This window comes from Actinomadura syzygii, assembly GCF_008085905.1.
Lineage (GTDB): Bacteria > Actinomycetota > Actinomycetes > Streptosporangiales > Streptosporangiaceae > Spirillospora > Spirillospora syzygii.
Genome location: NZ_VSFF01000008.1, coordinates 525,636 through 545,188, shown reverse-complemented (window position 1 = coordinate 545,188; position 19,553 = coordinate 525,636). Strand labels below are relative to the sequence as shown.

Annotated in this window: 17 protein-coding genes and 1 tRNA gene; 5 read left to right on the top strand and 13 right to left on the bottom strand. The window is 72.1% G+C overall.

From position 1 onward, the window contains the following. The first annotated feature begins 41 nt into the window (after window positions 1-41). Complete coding sequence (locus tag FXF65_RS22975; protein ID WP_246199011.1) at window positions 42-1,358, top strand: hypothetical protein; 1,317 nt, start codon at window positions 42-44, stop codon at window positions 1,356-1,358. Further along, entirely contained in the window at window positions 1,355-2,665 is a 1,311-nt protein-coding gene (locus tag FXF65_RS22970) for an RCC1 domain-containing protein (protein WP_148352040.1), read from the top strand. The genes FXF65_RS22975 and FXF65_RS22970 overlap by 4 nt, the downstream gene beginning before the upstream one ends. 18 nt (window positions 2,666-2,683) lie before the next feature. Here the strand turns inward: FXF65_RS22970 and FXF65_RS22965 are convergent, their stop codons facing one another. From FXF65_RS22965 to FXF65_RS22910, 12 genes are all read right to left on the bottom strand, one after another. Further along, on the bottom strand, window positions 2,684-3,508 hold the full coding sequence (locus FXF65_RS22965) for a hypothetical protein (RefSeq protein WP_148352039.1): 825 nt from the start codon (window positions 3,506-3,508) through the stop codon (window positions 2,684-2,686). A gap of 114 nt (window positions 3,509-3,622) precedes the next feature. Then, entirely contained in the window at window positions 3,623-4,519 is an 897-nt protein-coding gene (locus FXF65_RS22960) for a glycosyltransferase family 2 protein (protein WP_148352038.1), read from the bottom strand. A 95-nt stretch (window positions 4,520-4,614) separates the two neighbouring features. Further along, window positions 4,615-5,877 (bottom strand): sulfate adenylyltransferase subunit 1, encoded by a 1,263-nt coding sequence (locus FXF65_RS22955; RefSeq protein ID WP_148352104.1) that lies wholly within the window; start codon window positions 5,875-5,877, stop codon window positions 4,615-4,617. A gap of 62 nt (window positions 5,878-5,939) precedes the next feature. Then, window positions 5,940-6,869 (bottom strand): sulfate adenylyltransferase subunit CysD, encoded by a 930-nt coding sequence (gene cysD / locus FXF65_RS22950; RefSeq protein WP_148352037.1) that lies wholly within the window; start codon window positions 6,867-6,869, stop codon window positions 5,940-5,942. A gap of 119 nt (window positions 6,870-6,988) precedes the next feature. Continuing rightward, window positions 6,989-7,933 carry an inositol monophosphatase family protein gene (locus FXF65_RS22945; protein ID WP_148352036.1) on the bottom strand — a complete coding sequence of 315 codons (945 nt, stop codon included), beginning with the start codon at window positions 7,931-7,933 and terminating at the stop codon, window positions 6,989-6,991. A gap of 161 nt (window positions 7,934-8,094) precedes the next feature. Further along, window positions 8,095-9,573 carry a sugar transferase gene (locus FXF65_RS22940; RefSeq protein ID WP_148352035.1) on the bottom strand — a complete coding sequence of 493 codons (1,479 nt, stop codon included), beginning with the start codon at window positions 9,571-9,573 and terminating at the stop codon, window positions 8,095-8,097. A gap of 363 nt (window positions 9,574-9,936) precedes the next feature. Then, complete coding sequence (pth, locus tag FXF65_RS22935; RefSeq protein ID WP_187412459.1) at window positions 9,937-10,512, bottom strand: aminoacyl-tRNA hydrolase; 576 nt, start codon at window positions 10,510-10,512, stop codon at window positions 9,937-9,939. Window positions 10,513-10,647: 135 nt separating this feature from the next. Then, window positions 10,648-11,271 (bottom strand): 50S ribosomal protein L25/general stress protein Ctc, encoded by a 624-nt coding sequence (locus FXF65_RS22930; protein ID WP_148352033.1) that lies wholly within the window; start codon window positions 11,269-11,271, stop codon window positions 10,648-10,650. A gap of 295 nt (window positions 11,272-11,566) precedes the next feature. Continuing rightward, window positions 11,567-12,547, bottom strand: coding sequence for a ribose-phosphate diphosphokinase (locus tag FXF65_RS22925; RefSeq protein WP_083981565.1), 981 nt, complete (start codon window positions 12,545-12,547; stop codon window positions 11,567-11,569). Between the two features lie 166 nt (window positions 12,548-12,713). Next, window positions 12,714-14,189, bottom strand: coding sequence for a bifunctional UDP-N-acetylglucosamine diphosphorylase/glucosamine-1-phosphate N-acetyltransferase GlmU (gene glmU / locus FXF65_RS22920; RefSeq protein ID WP_281288932.1), 1,476 nt, complete (start codon window positions 14,187-14,189; stop codon window positions 12,714-12,716). Between the two features lie 165 nt (window positions 14,190-14,354). Then, window positions 14,355-14,426, bottom strand: a tRNA-Gln gene (locus tag FXF65_RS22915). A gap of 73 nt (window positions 14,427-14,499) precedes the next feature. Next, window positions 14,500-15,264 carry a hypothetical protein gene (locus FXF65_RS22910; protein ID WP_148352031.1) on the bottom strand — a complete coding sequence of 255 codons (765 nt, stop codon included), beginning with the start codon at window positions 15,262-15,264 and terminating at the stop codon, window positions 14,500-14,502. Window positions 15,265-15,640: 376 nt separating this feature from the next. On the opposite strand from FXF65_RS22910, the gene FXF65_RS22905 reads away from it, so the two are divergent. Further along, window positions 15,641-16,594 carry an acyl-CoA desaturase gene (locus FXF65_RS22905; protein ID WP_148352030.1) on the top strand — a complete coding sequence of 318 codons (954 nt, stop codon included), beginning with the start codon at window positions 15,641-15,643 and terminating at the stop codon, window positions 16,592-16,594. 53 nt (window positions 16,595-16,647) lie between these two features. Continuing rightward, entirely contained in the window at window positions 16,648-17,394 is a 747-nt protein-coding gene (locus FXF65_RS22900; protein ID WP_148352029.1) for a TetR/AcrR family transcriptional regulator, read from the top strand. Between the two features lie 324 nt (window positions 17,395-17,718). On the opposite strand, the gene FXF65_RS22895 is transcribed toward FXF65_RS22900, so the two are convergent. Beyond that, window positions 17,719-18,513 (bottom strand): trans-aconitate 2-methyltransferase, encoded by a 795-nt coding sequence (locus FXF65_RS22895; protein WP_148352028.1) that lies wholly within the window; start codon window positions 18,511-18,513, stop codon window positions 17,719-17,721. Between the two features lie 138 nt (window positions 18,514-18,651). Between FXF65_RS22895 and FXF65_RS22890 the strand changes: the two genes are divergently transcribed. Beyond that, complete coding sequence (locus FXF65_RS22890) at window positions 18,652-19,512, top strand: patatin-like phospholipase family protein (RefSeq protein WP_148352027.1); 861 nt, start codon at window positions 18,652-18,654, stop codon at window positions 19,510-19,512. The last annotated feature ends 41 nt before the right edge of the window (window positions 19,513-19,553 follow it).

Genomic DNA, 19,553 nt, shown 5'->3' with positions numbered 1-19,553 from the left:
TGAGCGAGGGGGGTGTGGGGGGTCGTCCCCCCACGAGGACAATGACAGGAATTGACCAGGTGCGCCGCAAGTCCCGTGCGGTGCTGCGCAAGAGCGGGCTCGCGCCGAGCGGCCCCGTGTACGGACGGCTGGTCGACGCGGGGCGCTCGCTGCCGATCCCGGCCGCGGCGCGCGTCGCGGTGTCGACCGCCGTGCTGCGCCGCCCGTGGAAGGTGCCCGTCCGGTTCGACAAGCTGCTGGTCGGCGCGCAGGGCGGCTGGACCGCCCGCGAGTTCGCCGACCGCACCGGCGACATGCTGTGGCCGTCCACCCCGTTCCTCGACGGCCCGCACGTCGGCCTGCTGCGGCTCGCCGACGAGCACGCCGACCTGACCGACGAGCAGATCCTCGGCAGCGCCTACGGGCGGCTCGGGCTGCGCTGCATCGAGGCGGGCGGCACCTACTTCGGCGGCGCCGACGAGGCGGGCGTCCTCGCGGCGGCCCGCGCGTTCGTGGCCCGCTACCGCGGCGAGGAGGCGCCCGGCGCGGCGCCGCGCCCGCAGCAGAGCGGCCCGCAGGACCCGGTGCTCGTCGCGCCCGTCCGCGGCTCGGACCGGTTCCAGATCCTGGACGGCCACCACCGCCTCGCGATCGCGGCGATGAGCGGCGCGGACGGCGCCAGCGTCGTCGCGAAGTGGCTGCCCGTCACCACCCCGCTGCAGGACCTGCTGCTCAAGATGAGCTGGCTCGACGGCACCCACGAGCTGTACCAGCCGATCGACGCGCCCGAGCTGGAGACCGGCTGGACGACCGTCCGGCAGTGCACCGACCGGCTCGCGAAGATGGACGCGTTCCTCGCCGAGCGCGGCGTCTCCGGCGGCCGGTACCTGGACGTCGCGAGCTGCTACGGCTGGTTCGTGTCGCAGCTGGCGGGACGCGGGTTCGAGGCCGAGGGGATCGAGCGCGACCCGCTGGCCGTGCCGCTCGGCAAGGCCGTGTACGGCCTCCCCGACGGCGTGATCTCCACCGGCGACGCCGTCGAGTTCCTCGGCGGGCACGACGAGGGCCGCTGGGACGTCGTGTCGTGCTTCAGCCTGCTGCACCACTTCGTCCTCGGCCGGGGGTCGGTGAGCGCGGAGGAGCTGATCAGGCTGCTCGACCGCGCCACCGGGCGGGTGCTGTTCTTCGACACCGGCCAGGACAACGAGAAGTGGTTCGCCGAGTCGCTGCGCGGCTGGGACCCGGCCCGCGTCGAGCGGTTCCTGCGCGAGAACACCGGCTTCGACGAGATCGTCGACCTCGGCCCCGACGAGGACGCCCGGCCGCCCTACGAGGACAACTACCGCAGGCACCTGTTCGCGTGCGTCCGGAAGGCGTGATCGGCGGGCGTCTCACGGCGGCGCTCGCCGCGCTCGTCGCGCTCGGCCTGCTGGCGGCGGGATGCGGCGGGACGGCGGCGCCCGGCGTGTCCCCGCCCGCGTCCGCGCCGCCCGCCGCCGGTGCGGCGGGCGGCCCGACCGGCGCCGTCTGGACGAGCGGCCTCAACGAGAACGGCCAGCTCGGCCGTCCCGGCCCGGACAGGGACCCGAACCTCGCCCCGGTCGGCCTGGAGAGGGTCCGCGCGGTCGCGGGCGGCGGGCGGCACTCGCTCGCCGTCAAGGGCGACGGGACGGTCGTCGCGTGGGGCGCCAACGACCACGGCCAGCTCGGCGACGGGACGACCCGCGACAGCCGCGTCCCGGTCCCCGTCCTCGCCCCGGACGGGCAGGACGGGCAGCTCGGCGACGTCGTCGCCGTCAGCGCCAACACCGACTTCTCCATGGCGCTGCGCCGCGACGGCACCGTCGTGACGTGGGGCGTCGGGGCGTCCGGCCAGCGCGGCACGGGCGAGCGCGAGAGCCCGCTCTACCCGACGACCGTGAGGTCCCCGGACGGCGAGCGCCCGCTCGGCGGGATCACGGCGATCGCCGCCGACGGGCGCACCGAGCTGGCGCTGCGCCGCAACGGGCAGGTGCTCGCGTGGGGCGCCAACACGTTCGGCATGGTCGGCGACGGCACCCGCGAGGACCGGGCGCTGCCGGTGCCCGTCCGCGGCCTGTACGGGGCCGGGCGGCTGAACGGCGTCGTCCGCGTCGCGGTCGGCGGGCAGCACGGCCTGGCGCTGCTGAACGACGGGCGGGTCGCCGCGTGGGGCCACAACGACCTCGGCCAGCTCGGCGACGGGACGCGCGAGGACCGGCTCACCCCGACGCTCGTGTCGGGCGTGGCGGGCCAGGGCCGCCTCGGCGGCGTCATCGCGCTCGCCGCCGCCGAGAAGAACAACTACGCGCTCCGCAGGGACGGCACGGTCGTCGCCTGGGGCAACAACACCGCCGGGCAGCTCGGCGACGGGACGCTGACGCTCCGCACGTCCCCCGTCCACGTGGTCGACGAGGACGGCGACGGCAGGCTGCGCGGCGCCGCGCAGGTGTTCGCGGGCGAGGCGTACGGCGCGGCGATCCTCACCGACGGGACGCCGCTGACCTGGGGCGCGGGCGGCAGCGGCCAGCTCGGCTCCGGGCGGCGGGCGGCGCGCAGCCGGCCCGGCAAGGTCGTGACGTCGCTCGGCGGGGCACCCGGGAACAGCGTGTCCGCGGGCGCCGGGGAACGCCACCTGATCCTGCTCGTCGCCCCCCGAACGCCCTGACCCCCTCCTGCCGGACGCTCAGGCGTCCTTGGGCGGCTCGGGCTTGGCGGCCTCGGCCCGCGCCTCGCCCGGGTCGGCCGCGGGCTGCGCGGGCGGCACGAGCGGCTGCCCGCCCCCGGCCGGCGCCCCGGCCGGCGCGGGCTTCGCGGACCGCTTGCGCAGCAGCAGGAAACCGCCCGCCGCCGCGACGACCACGAGGCCGCCGCCGCCCAGCACGAACGGCAGCGCCGAACCGCCGTCGTCCTTCGGCCCCGCGGCCTCGGACCCGGCGGCGGGGCCGGTCGGCTGCGACTGGGCGAGCGTCCGCTCCTCCTGCTGCTGCGTCGACGACTGCGGCGCGGGCTTGCCGTTGTTGCCGGGCTTGCCGGGCTTCGGCGGCGCGTACTTCGACTCGGGCAGCGTCCGGACGAAGTGGAGCAGCGCCAGGTCGGGCTTGCCCTTCGCGCCCGCGACGGCCTTCGTGTAGGCGGTCTTCACCTGCGCGTCCGGCAGCGCGTTCGACGACACCTTCAACTGGTCGCCCGCCAGGACCGCGTACGTCCCCTTGCGGTGCATCAGGCCAGGCAGCTGCTGGAGGACCGCCGCCGGGTCGTTCCCCGCCGGGAGGATCGCGATGAACACCGCCACGGACCGGCCCTGCGCCGTGCGGAGCAGCTCCTGCGCGCCGTCCGACTGGTAGTACTTCGCGTGCGAGTCGACGTAGTAGCCGCTCTCGGTGATGCCCTCGGCGACCGCGTCGAGGTCGACCTGCGCGTGCGCGGGGACGGCGGTCAGCGCCAGCGCGGGCGTGAGCGCCAGCGCGAGCGTCCCGGACGCGGCGATGCGGCGGGCGGAGATGTGCACGGGAGGGCTCCTTCTAACACTGGGACGGCCTTGGCGAACACGGGGGCGGTAGCGGGGACACTAGCGTCGCGACATGGGGAAAGGTGGTGGAAGCGGGGAAACGGCAGGCATCGGTCAGATTCCGCGTCCCCGGGTGTGCAGGGCGAGCAGGACCCGCTTGCCGGACACCACCCCGGACGCGACCGCCAGCGCGAACGGCACCCGCCGCTCGGCCGGGTTCGCGCGCAGCGCGCGGGCCGACCAGCGCAGCGCGTCCCGCCGCCGCCCGACCGTGGCGCACCCGAACGCGAGCTGCCCGTAGACGCGCCCGGCCGCGCCCGGCTCGCGGCCGATCTCCGGGTAGTGCGCGAGGAACCATTCGAGCGCCGCGACCTTCGTCTCCCACGCCTGCGCGTAGTACGACGTCAGCCCCCACAGCACGCGGACGAGCGGCTCGTCGACGTTCACGACCGGGTGGCGGCGCGCGGCGCGGAGCGCGAGGTCCCAGTCCTCGCCCTGGCTGCCGGGGATCGTCTCGTCCACCATGCCGATCTCGATCAGCGGCTCGCGGCGCGCCACGTAGGTGGACGAGTGGACGCTCATCATCCGGTCCTTGATGAGGGCGTCGTAGGTGACGCTCGTCGTCCCGGCGAGGCGCGGCAGTTCGCGCCCGTCGAAGTCGATGACGATGCCGGCGCTGCACAGCACCGCTTCGGGCTCGGCCTCCAGCGCCTTGACCTGGGCGGCGAGCTTGCCGGGCAGCCACGCGTCGTCGTCGTCGCAGAACGCGACGAGGTCGGTGCCGAGGTGCTGGATCCCGGTGTTGCGGGCGCCCGCGAGGCCCGGCGTCCGGGTGTTGGCGATCACCTCGACGCGGTCCCCGGCGAGCGAGGCGTCCGGCTCGGCCCGGTCGAACACGACGACGGCGCGCAGGTCGCCGTCGTACTCCTGGGCGAGGACCGACTCCAGCGCGCGGCGCAGCAGCTCCGGCCGGTTGTGCGTCGGGAGGACGACGCCGACGGAAGGGGGCATCGATGGCCTGCCTTGCTCTCGAGGGGGACGGACCGGGAGCCTGGACGGATGCTTGCCGAGCGCGCCGCGGGACGGCGTCCCGCGGCGCGCCGGGATCAGCGCGCGCCGGTGATCATTCCGGCGCCGACGGTGTTGTTGGTGGCCTCGTCGATCAGGATGAAGCCGCCGGTCAGCCGGTTGCGGCCGTAGTCGTCGACGAACAGCGGCTGGGTGACGCGCAGCGAGACCCGGCCGATCTCGTTCAGCCCGAGACCGGTCGCCTCCTCGTCGCGGTGCAGGGTGTTGACGTCCAGCCGGTAGTGCAGGTCCCTCACGACGGCCTTGGCGGTCCGCGTGGTGTGCTTGATCACCAGCTTGGCGCGCGGCGTGAGGGTCCGGTCGGGGGTCATCCAGCACACCATGGCGTCGATGTCCTGCGCGACCTCCGGGCGGTTGTGCGGCCGGGCGATCATGTCGCCGCGGGAGATGTCGATGTCGTCGGCCAGCCGCAGCGTCACCGACATCGGCGCGTACGCCTCCGCGACCGGGCCGCGCGGCCCGTCGATGTGGGTGATCGTCGTGGTCAGCCCGGACGGCAGGTGCACCACCTCGTCGCCCGGCTTCAGCACCCCGCCCGCGACCTGCCCCGCGTATCCCCGGTAGTCGTGCAGGTCGGGGTCGGTGGAGGCGTGCGGGCGGATCACGTACTGCACCGGGAACCGCACGTCGATCAGGTTCCGGTCGGACGCGATGTGGACATGCTCCAGGTGGTGCAGCAGCGACGAGCCCTCGTACCACGTCATGTTGACGCTGCGCTCGACGACGTTGTCGCCGTGCAGCGCCGAGATCGGGATGAAGGTCAGGTCGGTCACCTCGAGCTTGGAGGCGAACGCGGTGAACTCGTCCACGATCCGCTCGTACACGGCGCGGTCGTAGTCGACGAGGTCCATCTTGTTGACCGCGACGACCAGGTGCGGGACCTGGAGCAGCGTGGTCAGGAACGCGTGCCGCCGCGACTGCTCAAGGATGCCCTTGCGGGCGTCCACCAGGATGATCGCCAGGTCGGCCGTGGACGCGCCCGTCACCATGTTGCGGGTGTACTGGATGTGGCCTGGCGTGTCGGCGATGATGAACTTGCGGCGCGGCGTCGCGAAGTACCGGTACGCGACGTCGATGGTGATGCCCTGCTCGCGCTCCGCGCGCAGGCCGTCGGTCAGCAGCGCGAGGTTGGTGTACTCCTCGCCGCGGTCGGCGCTGGTTCGCTCGACCGACTCCAGTTGGTCCTCGAAGATCGACTTGGAGTCGAACAGCAGGCGGCCGATCAGCGTGGACTTGCCGTCGTCGACGCTGCCGGCGGTGGCGAAGCGCAGCAGGTCCATGCTCTTGCCGGACGGGGTCGTGCCGGAGAGCGAGGCTCCCCCGGAAGGCTGGGTGGCGGCCATTAGAAGTAGCCCTCCTTCTTGCGGTCCTCCATGGCGGCCTCGCTGGTGCGGTCGTCGGCGCGGGTCTGCCCGCGCTCGGTCACCCGGGTCGCGGCGATCTCCTCCATGACCTCTTCCAGGCTCTCCGCCGCCGACTTCACCGCGCCCGTGCAGGACGCGTCGCCGACCGTCCGGTAGCGGACCGTGGCCTCGAACTCCGGCTCGTCGTCGCCGCGGTTCGCGAACCCGGTCTCGGCGTCCAGGAGCAGGCCGTCGCGCTCGAACACGCGGCGGGTGTGCGAGAAGTAGATCGGCGGGAGCGCCAGTTCCTCGCGGCGGACGTAGTCCCAGATGTCGAGCTCGGTCCAGTTCGACAGCGGGAACACGCGCACGTGCTCACCCTGCACGATCTTCGTGTTGAACAGGTTCCACAGCTCGGGACGCTGGTTCTTCGGGTCCCACTGGCCGAACTCGTCGCGGAACGACACCACGCGCTCCTTGGCGCGGGCCTTCTCCTCGTCGCGGCGCGCCCCGCCGAACGCGGCGTCGAACTGGTGCTCCTCGATCGCGTCCAGCAGCGTCGTGGTCTGCAACCGGTTCCGGGACGCGCGGCGCCCCTTCTGCTCCACCACGCGGCCGCTGTCGATCGACTCCTGCACCGAGGCGACGACCAGCCGCACGCCGACGTCGGCGACCATCTGGTCGCGGAACTCGATCACCTCGGGGAAGTTGTGCCCGGTGTCGACGTGCATCACCGGGAACGGGATCGGGGCGGGCCAGAACGCCTTCTGCGCCAGCCGCAGCATGACGATGCTGTCCTTGCCGCCGGAGAACAGCAGCACCGGCCGCTCGAACTCCGCCGCGACCTCGCGGAAGATGTGGATCGACTCGGCTTCTAGCACGTCCAACTGGGACAGCAGGTAATCACAACGCTGCGTCGTCTGAGGCATGGTGTGGGCTCTTTCACGCTGTACTGGCAGATGCAACCGAGTGGCCGCGGGACGGACGTCCCCTCCGGATCGAACGCCCGGCGGCCGCGGAAAAAATCCCGCCCTCGGGCGGGAAGGCGTCAGGGCAACGCGCCGGACACACTCCCGATGCCGGTCAGCAGCGTCGACGCCGACATGGGATGGCACACCAGGATATCCGGGAGCCGCGGGTCCTCCCGGTTGTACTCCAGCGCGGCCCCGTCGACGCGGGACGCGTGCGCCCCCGCCGCGAGGGCCACCGCCGCCGGGGCGGCCGAGTCCCACTCGTACTGCCCGCCCGCGTGGACGTAGGCGTCCACCTCGCCGAGCAGGACCGCGGAGATCTTCGCCCCCGCCGACCCGATCGGCACCATCTCGACGTCGAGGTCTATCTGATCCGCCATCCGCTGGACGAACTCCGGCGGCCGGGTGCGGCTCACCGCGATGCGCAGTTTGCCGGCGTCCGGGGCCGGGACGTGCAGCGGCACCTCGCGGGGCAGCACCCCGCGGGCCCGGCGCGACCCGGCGGTCACCGGGTCGGGGTCGCCCGCGTCGTCCCGGACCAGCGACGCGCCGCCGGTGGCGTCCGTCCGCAGGATCAGGCCCTGCGCCGGGAGCGCCACGGCCCCGGCGGCGAGCCGTCCGCCGCCGGCCGGGTCGCGCCGCCACAGCGCCACGTGCACCGCCCAGTCGCGGCGGCCCTCCTCGGAGAACTCGCGGGTGCCGTCCAGCGGGTCGATGATCCAGACGCGGTCGGCGGTCAGCCGCTCGGCGTCGGCGGTGTTGCGGGTGGGGGCGCTCTCGCCGCCGCCCGTGCGCTTGCCCGCGGCCGCGGAGCGGCCCTCCTCGGACAGGACGGCGTCGCCGGGACAGCGCTCGGCCAGCGCCGCCATGAGGTACTCGTGCGACCGCAGGTCGCCCGCGTCCTTGAGGGCCCGCGCGTCGGCGAAGCCCACCTCGTCCCGCACGTCCAGCAGCAGGCGACCCGCCGTGCCGGCGAGCTCCGCCGCCAGCTCGTGGTCGTCCGCGGCCGCATCCACCGTCATCCGTCGATCACATTCCCGATTCGGCTCGTTCTGTCCGATCCACTGTCTCATGCGCGTCCGAGCGCGCCGCGCCCGCGTCAGGGTACGCCCCCGCGGCCACCGGTCGGCGCCCCGCAGGGGTCGCCAAGGGTCGCCATAGGGTCCCGCGCGGGGCCTCCGGTTCAGTACGCGCCGGAGCCGCGGAAGACCGCCGACCAGGTCTTCCACATGATCTGGAGGTCGAGGGCGAGCGTCCAGTTGTCGACGTAGCGCAGGTCGAGCCGGACGGACTCCTCCCACGTCAGGTCGGACCTGCCGCTCACCTGCCAGAGGCCGGTGAGGCCCGGCTTCACGACCAGCCGCCGGTACACGTCGCCGCCGTACTGGGCGACCTCCTCCGGCAGCGGCGGACGCGGCCCCACCAGCGACATGTCGCCGCGCAGCACGTTGAACAGCTGCGGCAGCTCGTCCAGCGAGTAGCGGCGCAGCCAGCGGCCCACCGGCGTCACCCGCGGGTCGGCGCGGATCTTGAACAGCACGCCGTCGTTCTCGTTCTGCTGGAGCAGTTCGAGGCGGCGGGCCTCGGCGTCCGGGACCATCGTGCGGAACTTCAGCACGGTGAACTCGCGGCCGCCGCGCCCGACCCGGATCTGCCGGAACAGCACCGGGCCGCCCTCGCCGGAGAACTTGATCAGGACCGCGACCAGCGCCAGCAGCGGGCTCAGCGCGAGCAGCGCACCGAGCGCCGCGACCCGGTCGAACAGGCCCTTGAACACCTTGCGGCCGCCGTCCAGCTCCGGGTGCTCGACGTGCAGCAGCGGCAGCCCGGACACCGGGCGGATCGAGATCCGCGGGCCGGTCACGTCCATCAGCGCGGGCGCGACCACCAGCTCGACGTCGTTGCGCTCGATCTGCCAGGCCAGCCTGCGCAGCGCCACGCCGTCCATCTCCGGGCAGGCGAGCACCGCGACCGAGTCGGCCGCGACGCGGTCGGCCACGGCCGCCGCCTGCGCGAAGTCGCCCAGCACCGGGACGCCCTCCACCTCGGCCACCGCGTCGTCGCCGGACGCGAGCGCGGGCGGCAGGCACACGGCGACGATGTCCATCCCGTGGTAGCGCTTCTTCTGCAGCTCGCGGATCAGGTCGGCGACCGACGTGCGGTGACCGACCGCGACGACGCGGCGCATACACTCGCCGTTCCAGCGCTTGCGGTGCAGCCACTTGCGCAGCCGGTAGCGGGCGAGCAGCGCGAGGACCGTTCCGAGCGGCAGCGCCATCACCACGTAGCCGCGCGCCACTTCGGTCTTGGTCGCGTACGCGACGATCGCGACCGTCGCGGTGAGGATGAACCCGGCCCGCAGCACGCGGTGGAACTCCTCGTACCCGACGCCGACGTACCGCGGCTGGTAGGCCCGGCACAGCATCAGCGTCGGCACCCACACGATCGGAAGCGCGACCGTCAGCGCCACGTACGGCGCGTTCAGGTCGGTCGGGACGCCCGGGAACCGGAGCACGAACGCGATCACGCCGGCCGCCAGCATGCTGAGGAAGTCCAGGTACCCGGCGACCCGCCGGTAGGATCCGCTCCAGCTCTGGAACGACGGACGCCGCTGGTCATGGCTGGTCGATGACTCGGCCTGCACCTTGTCAACGACGGCCATATACACCTCTCACCAATCCCCTGTAACGCGCGCCCCGTCAGCGCGATTCACACCGAAGACGGTTGAACGTCGCCTGAGGTTCACATGCATCTTGAACCTCATTTGAGCTGCATCCTATGGCCGCTTTGCCATGGTCAGGTCACGCGGCGGCCGGTACCGGTCCGAGATCACCGGCGTACAAGGCGAGAAGCGCACGAAAACCCGGCTGCGCCTATCCGCGTCGACACGGTCGCGTTCCGCTGCGGCTGGCCGGATCCGGCCACCGCGCTGAAGGGCGTTCAGCCTGCGTGGACGACCCTTTTCAACCCGTGTGGACGTCCATTCAGCCCGCGCCCCCGAACGTTCGACGGACGCGGAAGACGTTCAACCCGCGTGGAAGACGTTCTGCGCCGCGCCGAGCCCGTCGGAGATCAACGCCTCGACCGCGTCCGCGGCCCGGTCCACCTCGAGGTCGAGATCCTTGCGCTCGGCGGCGGAGAAGTCCTTCAGCACGAACGCCGCCGGGTCCATCCGCCCCGGCGGGCGGCCCACCCCGAACCTGACCCGCAGGTACTCGCGCGTCCCGAGCGACTTCGTGACCGACCGCAGCCCGTTGTGACCGTTGTCACCGCCGCCCTGCTTCAACCGGACCGCCCCGAACGGGATGTCCAACTCGTCATGGACGACGACGAGCCGCTCCACCGGCGCCTTGTAGAAGTCGCACAGCCCCTTCACCGGACCGCCCGACTCGTTCATGAACGACCGCGGCTTCGCGAGCACCGCCCGCCCGCCCGCGAGCCGACCCTCCAGCACGTCCGTCCTGGACCGGTGCGACTTGAACCTGCCGCCGGCACGGGCCGCCAGGACGTCCAGCACCATGAACCCCGCGTTGTGCCGGTTCTTCGCGTACGACGGCCCGGGGTTGCCGAGGCCGACGACCAGCCAGAGATCCGCGCTCACCGAACTCCTCCATCCCACGGGTCCGCACAATGGCCACGGCCCCGCGGGTGCGCACCCGCGGGGCCGTGAAAGAACATGCCGCGTCCAACCTGGACGGCCGCGTCGCCGCGCGGCGCGCCCGGACCGCCCGGCCGACTACTCGGCCGGGGCCTCGCCCTCGCCCTCGGCGCCCTCGCCCGCGCCCTCGGCGGCCTCCGCCGCCTCCTCGCGCTCGGCGGACACGCTGGCGTCGGTGATCTGGAGGATCAGGACGTCCTCGTCGGCGGCGAGCGTCGCCCCCGACGGGAGCCGCAGGTCCTTCGCGAGGACCTGGCTGTCGATCTCCAGGCCGCTGATGTCCAGCTCGACGGACTCGGGGATGTGCGTGGCCTCCGCCTCGACCGAGATCTCCACCTCGGTCTGCGCGACCTGGCCGCCCGGCACCACGTCGCCGACGAGCTGGATCGGCAGCGACACGACGACCTTCTCGCCGCGCTTCACGAGCAGCAGGTCGATGTGCTCCAGGAAGCCCTTGACCGGGTCGCGCTGGACGTCCTTCGGCAGCGCCAGCTCGGCGCCGCCGGTCAGCCCCTCGATGGTGAGCAGGACGTTCGGCGTCTTGAGCGCCAGCATCAGCTCATGGCCGGGCAGCGAGATGTGCTGGGGGTCGGTGCCGTGACCGTAGAGGACGGCGGGCACCCTGCCGGCCCGGCGGGTGCGCCGCGCGGCACCCTTACCGAACTCGGTGCGCGGCTCGGCGGCGATGCGTACCTCGGACACGGCGAAAACTCCTCATTCTGCGATCCACGGCCGTCCGGGCGTCCGGACGTCCGTTACGGACGGTTGTGATCCTCGCACGCCGACTGGGGGCGGGCGACTTGAAGATTCTTTGCGTTCTCCAGGGAGCGCGGTACCGGCACGGCACGCACTGGACGACCTGGAGCGGACGCGGGTCGCACAAGTCTAGCCGATCGAAGACCCGCCCCAACCCGGGCCCGGACCCCGACCGGCCCCGTTCCGGGCGGCGGCCGGCTCCGCCCCGGCGGCGGGCGCGCGGCGGGCGCGCGGCGGGCGGCTAGCTCTGCCCGCCGAACAGGCTGGTGACGGAGCCGTCCGAGAAGACCTCGTTGATCGCGCGGGCGATGAGGGGAGCGATGGACAGGACGGTGAGCTTGTCGAACTGCTTCTCCTCGGGGATAGGCAGCGTGTTCGTCAGCACCACCTCGGAGACGCGGGAGTTCTTCAGCCGGTCCACGGCCGGGCCGGACAGCACGCCGTGCGTCGCCGCGACGACCACGCGGCTCGCGCCGTGGTCGAACAGCGCGTCCGCCGCCTTCACGATCGTCCCGCCGGTGTCGATCATGTCGTCCACCACGACGCAGGTGCGGCCCGCGACCTCGCCGACGACGTCGAAGACCTTCACCTCGTTCGCGACGTCCGGGTCGCGCTTCTTGTGGATGATCGCCATCGGGACGCCGCCCAGCCGGTCCGACCACCGCTCGGTCACCCGCACCCGGCCCGCGTCCGGCGCGACCACCGTCACCTGCGAGGTGTCGAGCCTGCTCTCGAAGTGGTGCGCGAGCAGGTCGAGCGCGAACAGGTGGTCCACCGGGCCGTCGAAGAAGCCCTGGATCTGCGCGGTGTGCAGGTCGACCGTGATCAGCCGGTCCGCGCCCGCCGTCTTGAACAGGTCGGCCATCAGCCGCGCCGAGATCGGCTCCCGGCCGCGGTGCTTCTTGTCCTGCCGCGCGTACCCGAAGAACGGCGCGACCACCGTGATCCGCTTGGCGGACGCGCGCTTCAACGCGTCCACCATGATCAACTGCTCCATGATCCACTGGTTGATGGGAGCCGTGTGGCTCTGGATCACGAAGGCGTCGGAGCCGCGGACCGACTCCAGGAACCGCACGAACGTCTCACCGTTCGCGAAGTCGTACGCGGACGTGGGCGTGAGGTCGACTTGGAGGTTGTCGGCAACTTCCCTGGCCAGGTCCGGGTCGGCGCGGCCGGTGAAGAGCATCAGCTTCTTCTGGCCGCTCGCCTTGATCCCACTCACCTCTGACAACTCCCCCTCAATGGCATGAATTCACGTGGGTCTGTGTCCCCACCGCCCGCGCACCACAAGAGTCCGGCGCACGGGTCGCTCTGTTGTTCGCGGGAGGACGCCGATGTCCTCCCCATCCCCGCCGGACGGCGGGGCAGTCCTCACCCGGACGCGGCCGTTACGGCGCGTCCTCCGCATGGGCCCCCTCGGCCTCGTGGGCCTCCTGAGCCTCCTGGGCGCGGCGGGCCGCCGCAGCGGACGACGTCCCGGGACGCTTCCGCTCGACCCACCCCTCGACGTTGCGCTGCCGCGCCCGCGCGACCGCCATCGCCCCCGGCGGGACGTCCTGGACGATCACCGAGCCGGCGGCCGTGTAGGCGCCGTCGCCCACCGTCACCGGCGCGACGAACATGTTGTCGCTGCCCGTCCGCACATGGGACCCGATGACGCTGCGCCGCTTCTGCACGCCGTCGTAGTTCACGAACACCGAGCTCGCGCCGATGTTGGAGTGCTCGCCGATCTCCGCGTCGCCCACGTAGGTGAGGTGCGGGACCTTCGTGCCCTCGCCGATGTCGGCGTTCTTCGTCTCGACGTAGGTTCCGATCTTGCCCTTGCGGGCCAGCCGCGTACCCGGCCTGAGGTAGGCGAACGGGCCGACCGACGCCTCCGGACCGATCTCCGCCTCGACGCACACCGCGTTGACCACGGTCGCGTCCTCGCCGACCGTCGTGTCGGTCAGCGTGCAGTTCGGGCCGACCCGCGCGCCCTCCCCGAGGTGCGTGCGGCCGTGGAGCTGCGTCCCCGGGTGGATCTCGGCGTCGGGCTCGGCGGTGACGTCCACGTCGACCCACGTGCTCGCCGGGTCGATCACCGTCACCCCGGCCCGCATGTGCGCTTCGAGGATCCGGTCGTTGAGCTGGCGGCGCGCCTGCGCGAGCTGGACCTTGTCGTTCACGCCCTGCGTCTCGACCCAGTCGGCCGCGAGGTGCGCGCCCGCGCGGTGGCCGTCCCCGCGCACGATCGCGACGACGTCGGTGAGATACTCCTCACCTTTCGCGTTGTCGGTGGTCACGCGCTTGAGCGCGTCCGCCAGCAGCGCGCCGTCGAACGCGTACATGCCCACGTTGATCTCTTTGATCGCGAGCTGCTCGGGGGTGGCGTCCTTGTGCTCGACGATCGCCTCGACGGCGCCGTCGGCGGCGCGGACCATCCGCCCGTAGCCGGTCGCGTCCGGCATCTCGGTCGTGAGGACGGTCGCGGCGTTGCCCTCGTCCTCGTGCGTCCGGACGAGCGCCCGCAGCGTCTCGCCGCGCAGCAGGGGGACGTCGCCGTTCGTGACCACCACGGTGCCGTCGAGGGCGCCGGTCTGCTCCAGCGCCATCCGGACGGCGTGGCCCGTCCCGTTCCGCGGTTCCTGGACGGCCGTCTCGGCGTCCGGCCCCGCCTCGGCGAGGTGCGCGGCGACCTGCTCGCGCCGGTGCCCGACGACCACGACGAGCCGCTCGGGCTCCAGCTCGCGGGCGGCGGCCAGCACATGGCCGAGCATGCTGCGCCCGCACAACTCGTGGAGCACCTTCGAGGTACGGGACTTCATCCGGGTGCCCTCGCCCGCGGCGAGGACGATGACGGCGGCCGGGCGGCTCGCAGCGCTCACAAGGAGGCTCCTCGGCATCGCGGACGGGATCGGTTATGGACGCGCCCACCTGCGACATCACGCCGTATCCAGGCCGGACGCACCCGACACGGGCAGGATACCGCCCGCCCCCGCCCTGTCACCCCCACCGCCCGCCCGGGACGCGAGACCCGACATTTCATCCAGCTCCGCCGCCAGGACTTGAACCTGAACCTTTAGGACCAAAACCTACTGCGCTGCCAATTACGCTACGGCGGATCGACGTGGCGCTTCACCCGCTGGAGGTGACCGCCCGGCTTCACGATACCGGCCGAGGCAACGCAAGCCCGCATCAATTCCCCGACGCTTCCCGACGCTTGCCGATGGCCTCGCCGAGCATCTCATCTGAGCGGTCGATCAAGCGCGCTCGACCGAGCTCCTCCCCGAGCATCGCGCCGTAGGCCCATCCTTCGATACGCCGATAGAGATCGGCCCCCTTCCGCACGGTGAGCTGGAGGCACCCTCGGTACTCGTCAACGAGGTTCTTCCTGTTGGTCTTGGCGTTGTGCCGCTTGATCGTCGGCTTCTGGAACTCCGAGGCCGGAACGCCGGTCAACTGCGACCACCACTCGGTGGCCGCCTCGACGTCGGCCGATTCATGGATGTGGAGACGGGCCCGAAGGCGTTCTCGCGACACTCCGGCCACCTCCAGGAAGCGGAGGAAGAACATGATCAGAGCGGGGTCGCTGTTGATGAACGACACCTTCTCGGCACGCCTGTAGATCTTGTCTTTGGCTCCTTCGCACCAGTACACGAGCGCGCCGATCAGCAACGTCTCACGCTCGGACAGCTCCCCCGCCTCCCGGCAGGCGGCGAGCTTCGTTTCCTGACGTTCGGCCTCGCGCGCCAGATGGAACGGCTCCCAGCGCGACTTCCACATCGCGGCGACGCGCTCCTGGTGCTGGCCGGGCCGCGGCGGTGCGGGCACGTCCCGTAACCAGAGGGAGCACGTGCTGATGGCGATGTCGAGCGAGCCCGCGATCTCGCGGTATGTCCAGCCTTGGCGGCGGAGCTCGACGGCCTTGGGCTTGAGCTTGTCTCGGATCTCGTCCGACATAGGTCCACTCATAGGTGGACCCTACCGCAGAAATTAACTTCTAGTATCTAACTCATTACTTAGAGCTATGCTCGGCGCCGGGTCCGACCTCTGGGACTTGGTGTAAGGCGTCCCGTCGAGGGCAGATTTCCGCCCGTTGGCAAGGCCTGAAGAACCGGTCGTGACGGAGAGGCCCGCGAGTGAACCTTCGACCAGGTCGTGCGTTCGGCCTGAGTGAGGCCCATCTCTCGCAGGTACGTGGGGCGTCCGTTGCTTGAGAGTTTTGTGGCTTATGGGGCAGATTCCCACTTAATTTACCGTCCGGCCCTGTCAACTTACGGTTCCGTAGCTTACGTTGGCGTAGGTAAGTGCTCCGACCCGCAGGGAGTGATGACGCATGACCACGGCCCCGGCCTTGGGCCAGCCTCGCGCCGAGCGGCGCCCGGAGATCGCGCCGGAACCGCGGGGGAACCCCGAGCGCGTGCTGGTCGCGGTGTTCACCGCCGTCCCGTTCCTGGCGTTGTTCGCGGTCGTCCCACTGGCCTGGGGCAGGTTCCTCGGCTGGACGGACGTCGCCCTGATGGCGGTGTTCTACGTGCTGTCCGCCGGCGGGGTCACGGTCGGCTACCACCGGTACTTCACGCACGGGTCGTTCAAGGCGCGCCGCCCGCTGAAGATCTTCCTGGCGCTGGCGGGGAGCATCGCCATCGAGGGCCCGGTCATCACCTGGGTCGCCGATCACCGGCGGCACCACAAGCACTCCGACAAGGAGCTCGACCCCCATTCGCCGTGGCGCTTCGGCAGCGACTGGAAGGCGCTGACGAAGGGGCTGGCGTGGGCGCACTACGGGTGGCTGTTCGACGCCAATCGGACGTCCAAGCACCGGTTCGCGAAGGACCTGCTGAACGACCGCGACATCCGCCGCATCCACCTCGCGTTCCCTGGTTTGGTGGCGGTGTCGTTCCTACTCCCGGCGGTGATCGGCGGGATGGTCACGATGTCGTGGGCGGGCTTCCTGACCGCGCTGTTCTGGGCGGGGTTCGTCCGGATCACGCTGGTCCACCACGTGACGTGGTCGATCAACTCGATCTGCCACACGTTCGGCAAGGAGGACTTCGAGGTCCGCGACAAGTCCCGCAACGTGTGGTGGCTCGCCATCCCGTCGCTCGGCGAGTCGTGGCACAACCTCCACCACTCCGACCCGACGTGCGCGCGGCACGGGGTGCTGAAAGGGCAGGTCGACATCAGCGCGCGGATCATCTGGGCGTTCGAGAAGACGGGTCTGGCCTACGACGTGCGGTGGCCGAACACTGACAGGCTGGCGGCGAAGCGAACGAATCAGGCGGTATGACCGCCACAATTGGTCCCGTGACTGAACCCGCTCCCAGGACCCGCAGAAAGCGGATGACCGGTAAGGAACGCCGCGAGCAGCTCCTCACCATCGGGCGGACGCTGTTCGCCGACCGCGGCCTGGACGGCACGTCGGTGGAGGAGATCGCGTCGGCCGCGGGCGTCTCGAAGCCCGTCGTGTACGAGCACTTCGGCGGCAAGGAGGGGCTGTACGCGGTCGTCGTCGACCGGGAGTTCGAGCGGCTGCTCGGCCTCGTCACGGACGCGCTGAACTCGGCGATCCACTACCGCGGCAAGCTGGAGAAGGCCGCGCTGGCGCTGCTGGAGTACATCGAGGAGAACCCGGACGGGTTCCGGATCCTCGTCCGCGACTCGCACGGCGGGACGGGCACCGGCAGCTACGCGAGCCTGCTCAGCGAGATCGCGGGCGAGGTGGAGTACGTCCTCGCGCAGGAGTTCGACCGGCACGGCTACGACGACAAGTTCGCGCCGCTGTACGCGCAGAGCCTCGTCGGGATGGTGGCGCTGACGGGCCAGTGGTGGCTGGACGTCCGCAAGCCGCGCCGGGAGGAGGTGGCCGCGCACGTGGTGAACCTCGCGTGGAACGGCCTGTCCGGGCTGGAGCCGCGGCCGTCGCTCGACCCGCGGCGGCGCCGCCGGGAGTTGGAGCGGCAGGGCAAGCGCGCGGAGAAGGCCGCCGCGAAGGCGGAGAAGGCCGAGGAGAGGGCGGCGGCCAAGGCCGAGAAGGCGCAGCGCCGGGGCCGCCGCGACCCGGAGGCCGCGCCCGACGCGTCGCCGTGAGGCTCCCCGCCGGAGGCTGACAACCGGTGGCCGCCCGGAGTTCTTCTGGGCGGCCACCGGCCAGGGGTCGCCGGCTTCGGGTCGCGAAACCGGGATGTGCCGGACACCGGCCGTCCCGTCCGAGTTGGCACACCGCAGGGGAACGAGTCGCTTCCCTCGGCGGGGCCGGGCGGCATCCCGTCTGCGGACGTCGGGTCCCGCGCTCGCGCACGGTGTCTCTCGACATCGAGACACAGCATGCCCGCTCCCGAATCTTGATGTCAAGAATCCCCGCGCGGCCGCTGGACGGCGGGTTCAGGCTGCTCGCCGACGGAAGGCGAGCGGTCAGCCTTCGGCCCGGGTGGCGATCACGAAGACACGCCGGAACGGGAAGACCGTGCCGTACGGGGCGGTGGGGTAGGCCCGCCTGAGCACGTCCCGGTATTCGGCGAGGAACTCGTCGGTCTCGTCCGGGCCCAGGGCGGACAGGACGGGACGCAGCGTCGTCCCCTTCACCCATTCCAGGACGGGGTCCTCCCCCTGGAGCACCTGCATGTAGGTGGTCTCCCAGGCGTCGACCGCGAACCCGGGGCGGGAGAGCAGGTCTAGGTATCCGGCCGGGCCGAGCACCGGCGGCTCCAAGGCGAACTGGCCGAGCGTGTCCCGCCACCGCTCCGACCGGCACAGGTCGCGGAGCAGGACGTGGCTGGGCGCGCCGAAGTTGCCGGGGACCTGGAAGGCGAGCCTGCCGCCGGGGTTGAGCGCGTCGGCCCACCTGACCAGCAGTCCGTGGTGCTCGGGCACCCAGTGCAGGACGGCGTTGCTGACGATCAGGTCGAGCGGGCCGTCCGGCCGCCAGGTCACGACGTCGCCGACGCGGAAGGCGAGCCGTCCGGGGATCTCGTGCGCGCGGGCCTCGGCGATCATCTCGGGCGAGCCGTCGAGGGCGTCGATCACGGCGTCCGGCCAGCGGGCGGCGAGGGTGGCGGTGAGCTCGCCGCTGCCGCAGCCGAGGTCGGCGACGCGGGACGGCGGCGGGCCGGTGAGGCGTCCGACCAGGTCGCGGAAGGCGCGCCCGCGCTCGCCGCCGAAGGCCCCGTACTGCGCCGGGTCCCACACGGTGCTCGTCGTCCGGCCCATCGTCCTCCCCGTTCGCCGTATTTATCTCGATGTCAAGAGATATCATCGCCGCCGCCATAGTGTGAAGTCAAGAAGTGAGATCTTTTTCAGCGGTCCGACAGATGCGCCGGGTCGCGAACGCTTCCTAGGCTCGACGGCATGACGGACAGCGGCGTGACGGAGCACGGACGGCGGAACGGCTGGGCGCTCGTGCTCGGGCCGGGCGGCCCGGTCGGGACGGCGTGGCTGACCGGCCTCGCCGCCGGGCTGCGGCGGGCGGGCCTCGACCCCGCCGCCGCCGACCTGATCGTCGGGACGTCGGCGGGCGCGATCGCCGGGGCGCTGATCACGACCGGCCGCGACCTCGACGCCCTCGCCGAACTGCCGCCCCGCGACACGCCCCGGCCCGCCCCGGACGGCTCGGCGATGGCGGAGGCGCTCGCGCTCGGCGGCTCCGCCGACCTGGAGCCGGACGAGATCAGGCGGCGGATCGGGCGGCTGGCCCTGGCCGCGACGGCGCTGCCCGCCGACCAGCACCGGGCGGGCATGCGGTTCCTGATCGGCACGGACGAGTGGCCCGCCGCGCGCCTCCTCGTCACCGGCGTGGACGTCGAGTCCGGCACGCCGGTCGTCTGGGACGCGGGCAGCGGCGTCCCGCTGACCGCCGCCGTGGCCGCCAGCAGCGCCGCCCCCGGCTACGCCGAGCCGGTCCTCATCGGCGGCCGCCCCTTCATGGACGGCGCGTTCGGCGGCGGCTCCAACGCGCACCTCGCGGCGGGCGCGGGCCGGATCGTGCTGGTCGAGCCGATGCCCCGGCCCTCCGGCGGCGACGCCGGGGCGGACGTCCAGATCGTTCCGGACGAGGCGGCGCTCGAGGCGTTCGGCGCGAACGTCGGCGACCTGACCCGCTGGGCGGCCGTCTACGGCGAGGGCCTGCGGCAGGCGGCCGACGCGGCCGAGCGGATCGGCCGCGTGGTCGGCGGGCCCGTCGGCGGGGCGGTCGGCGAATCGGACGTCTGATCCCGCGGCCGATCACCCTTCTTCCTCGGAATACCAAGACG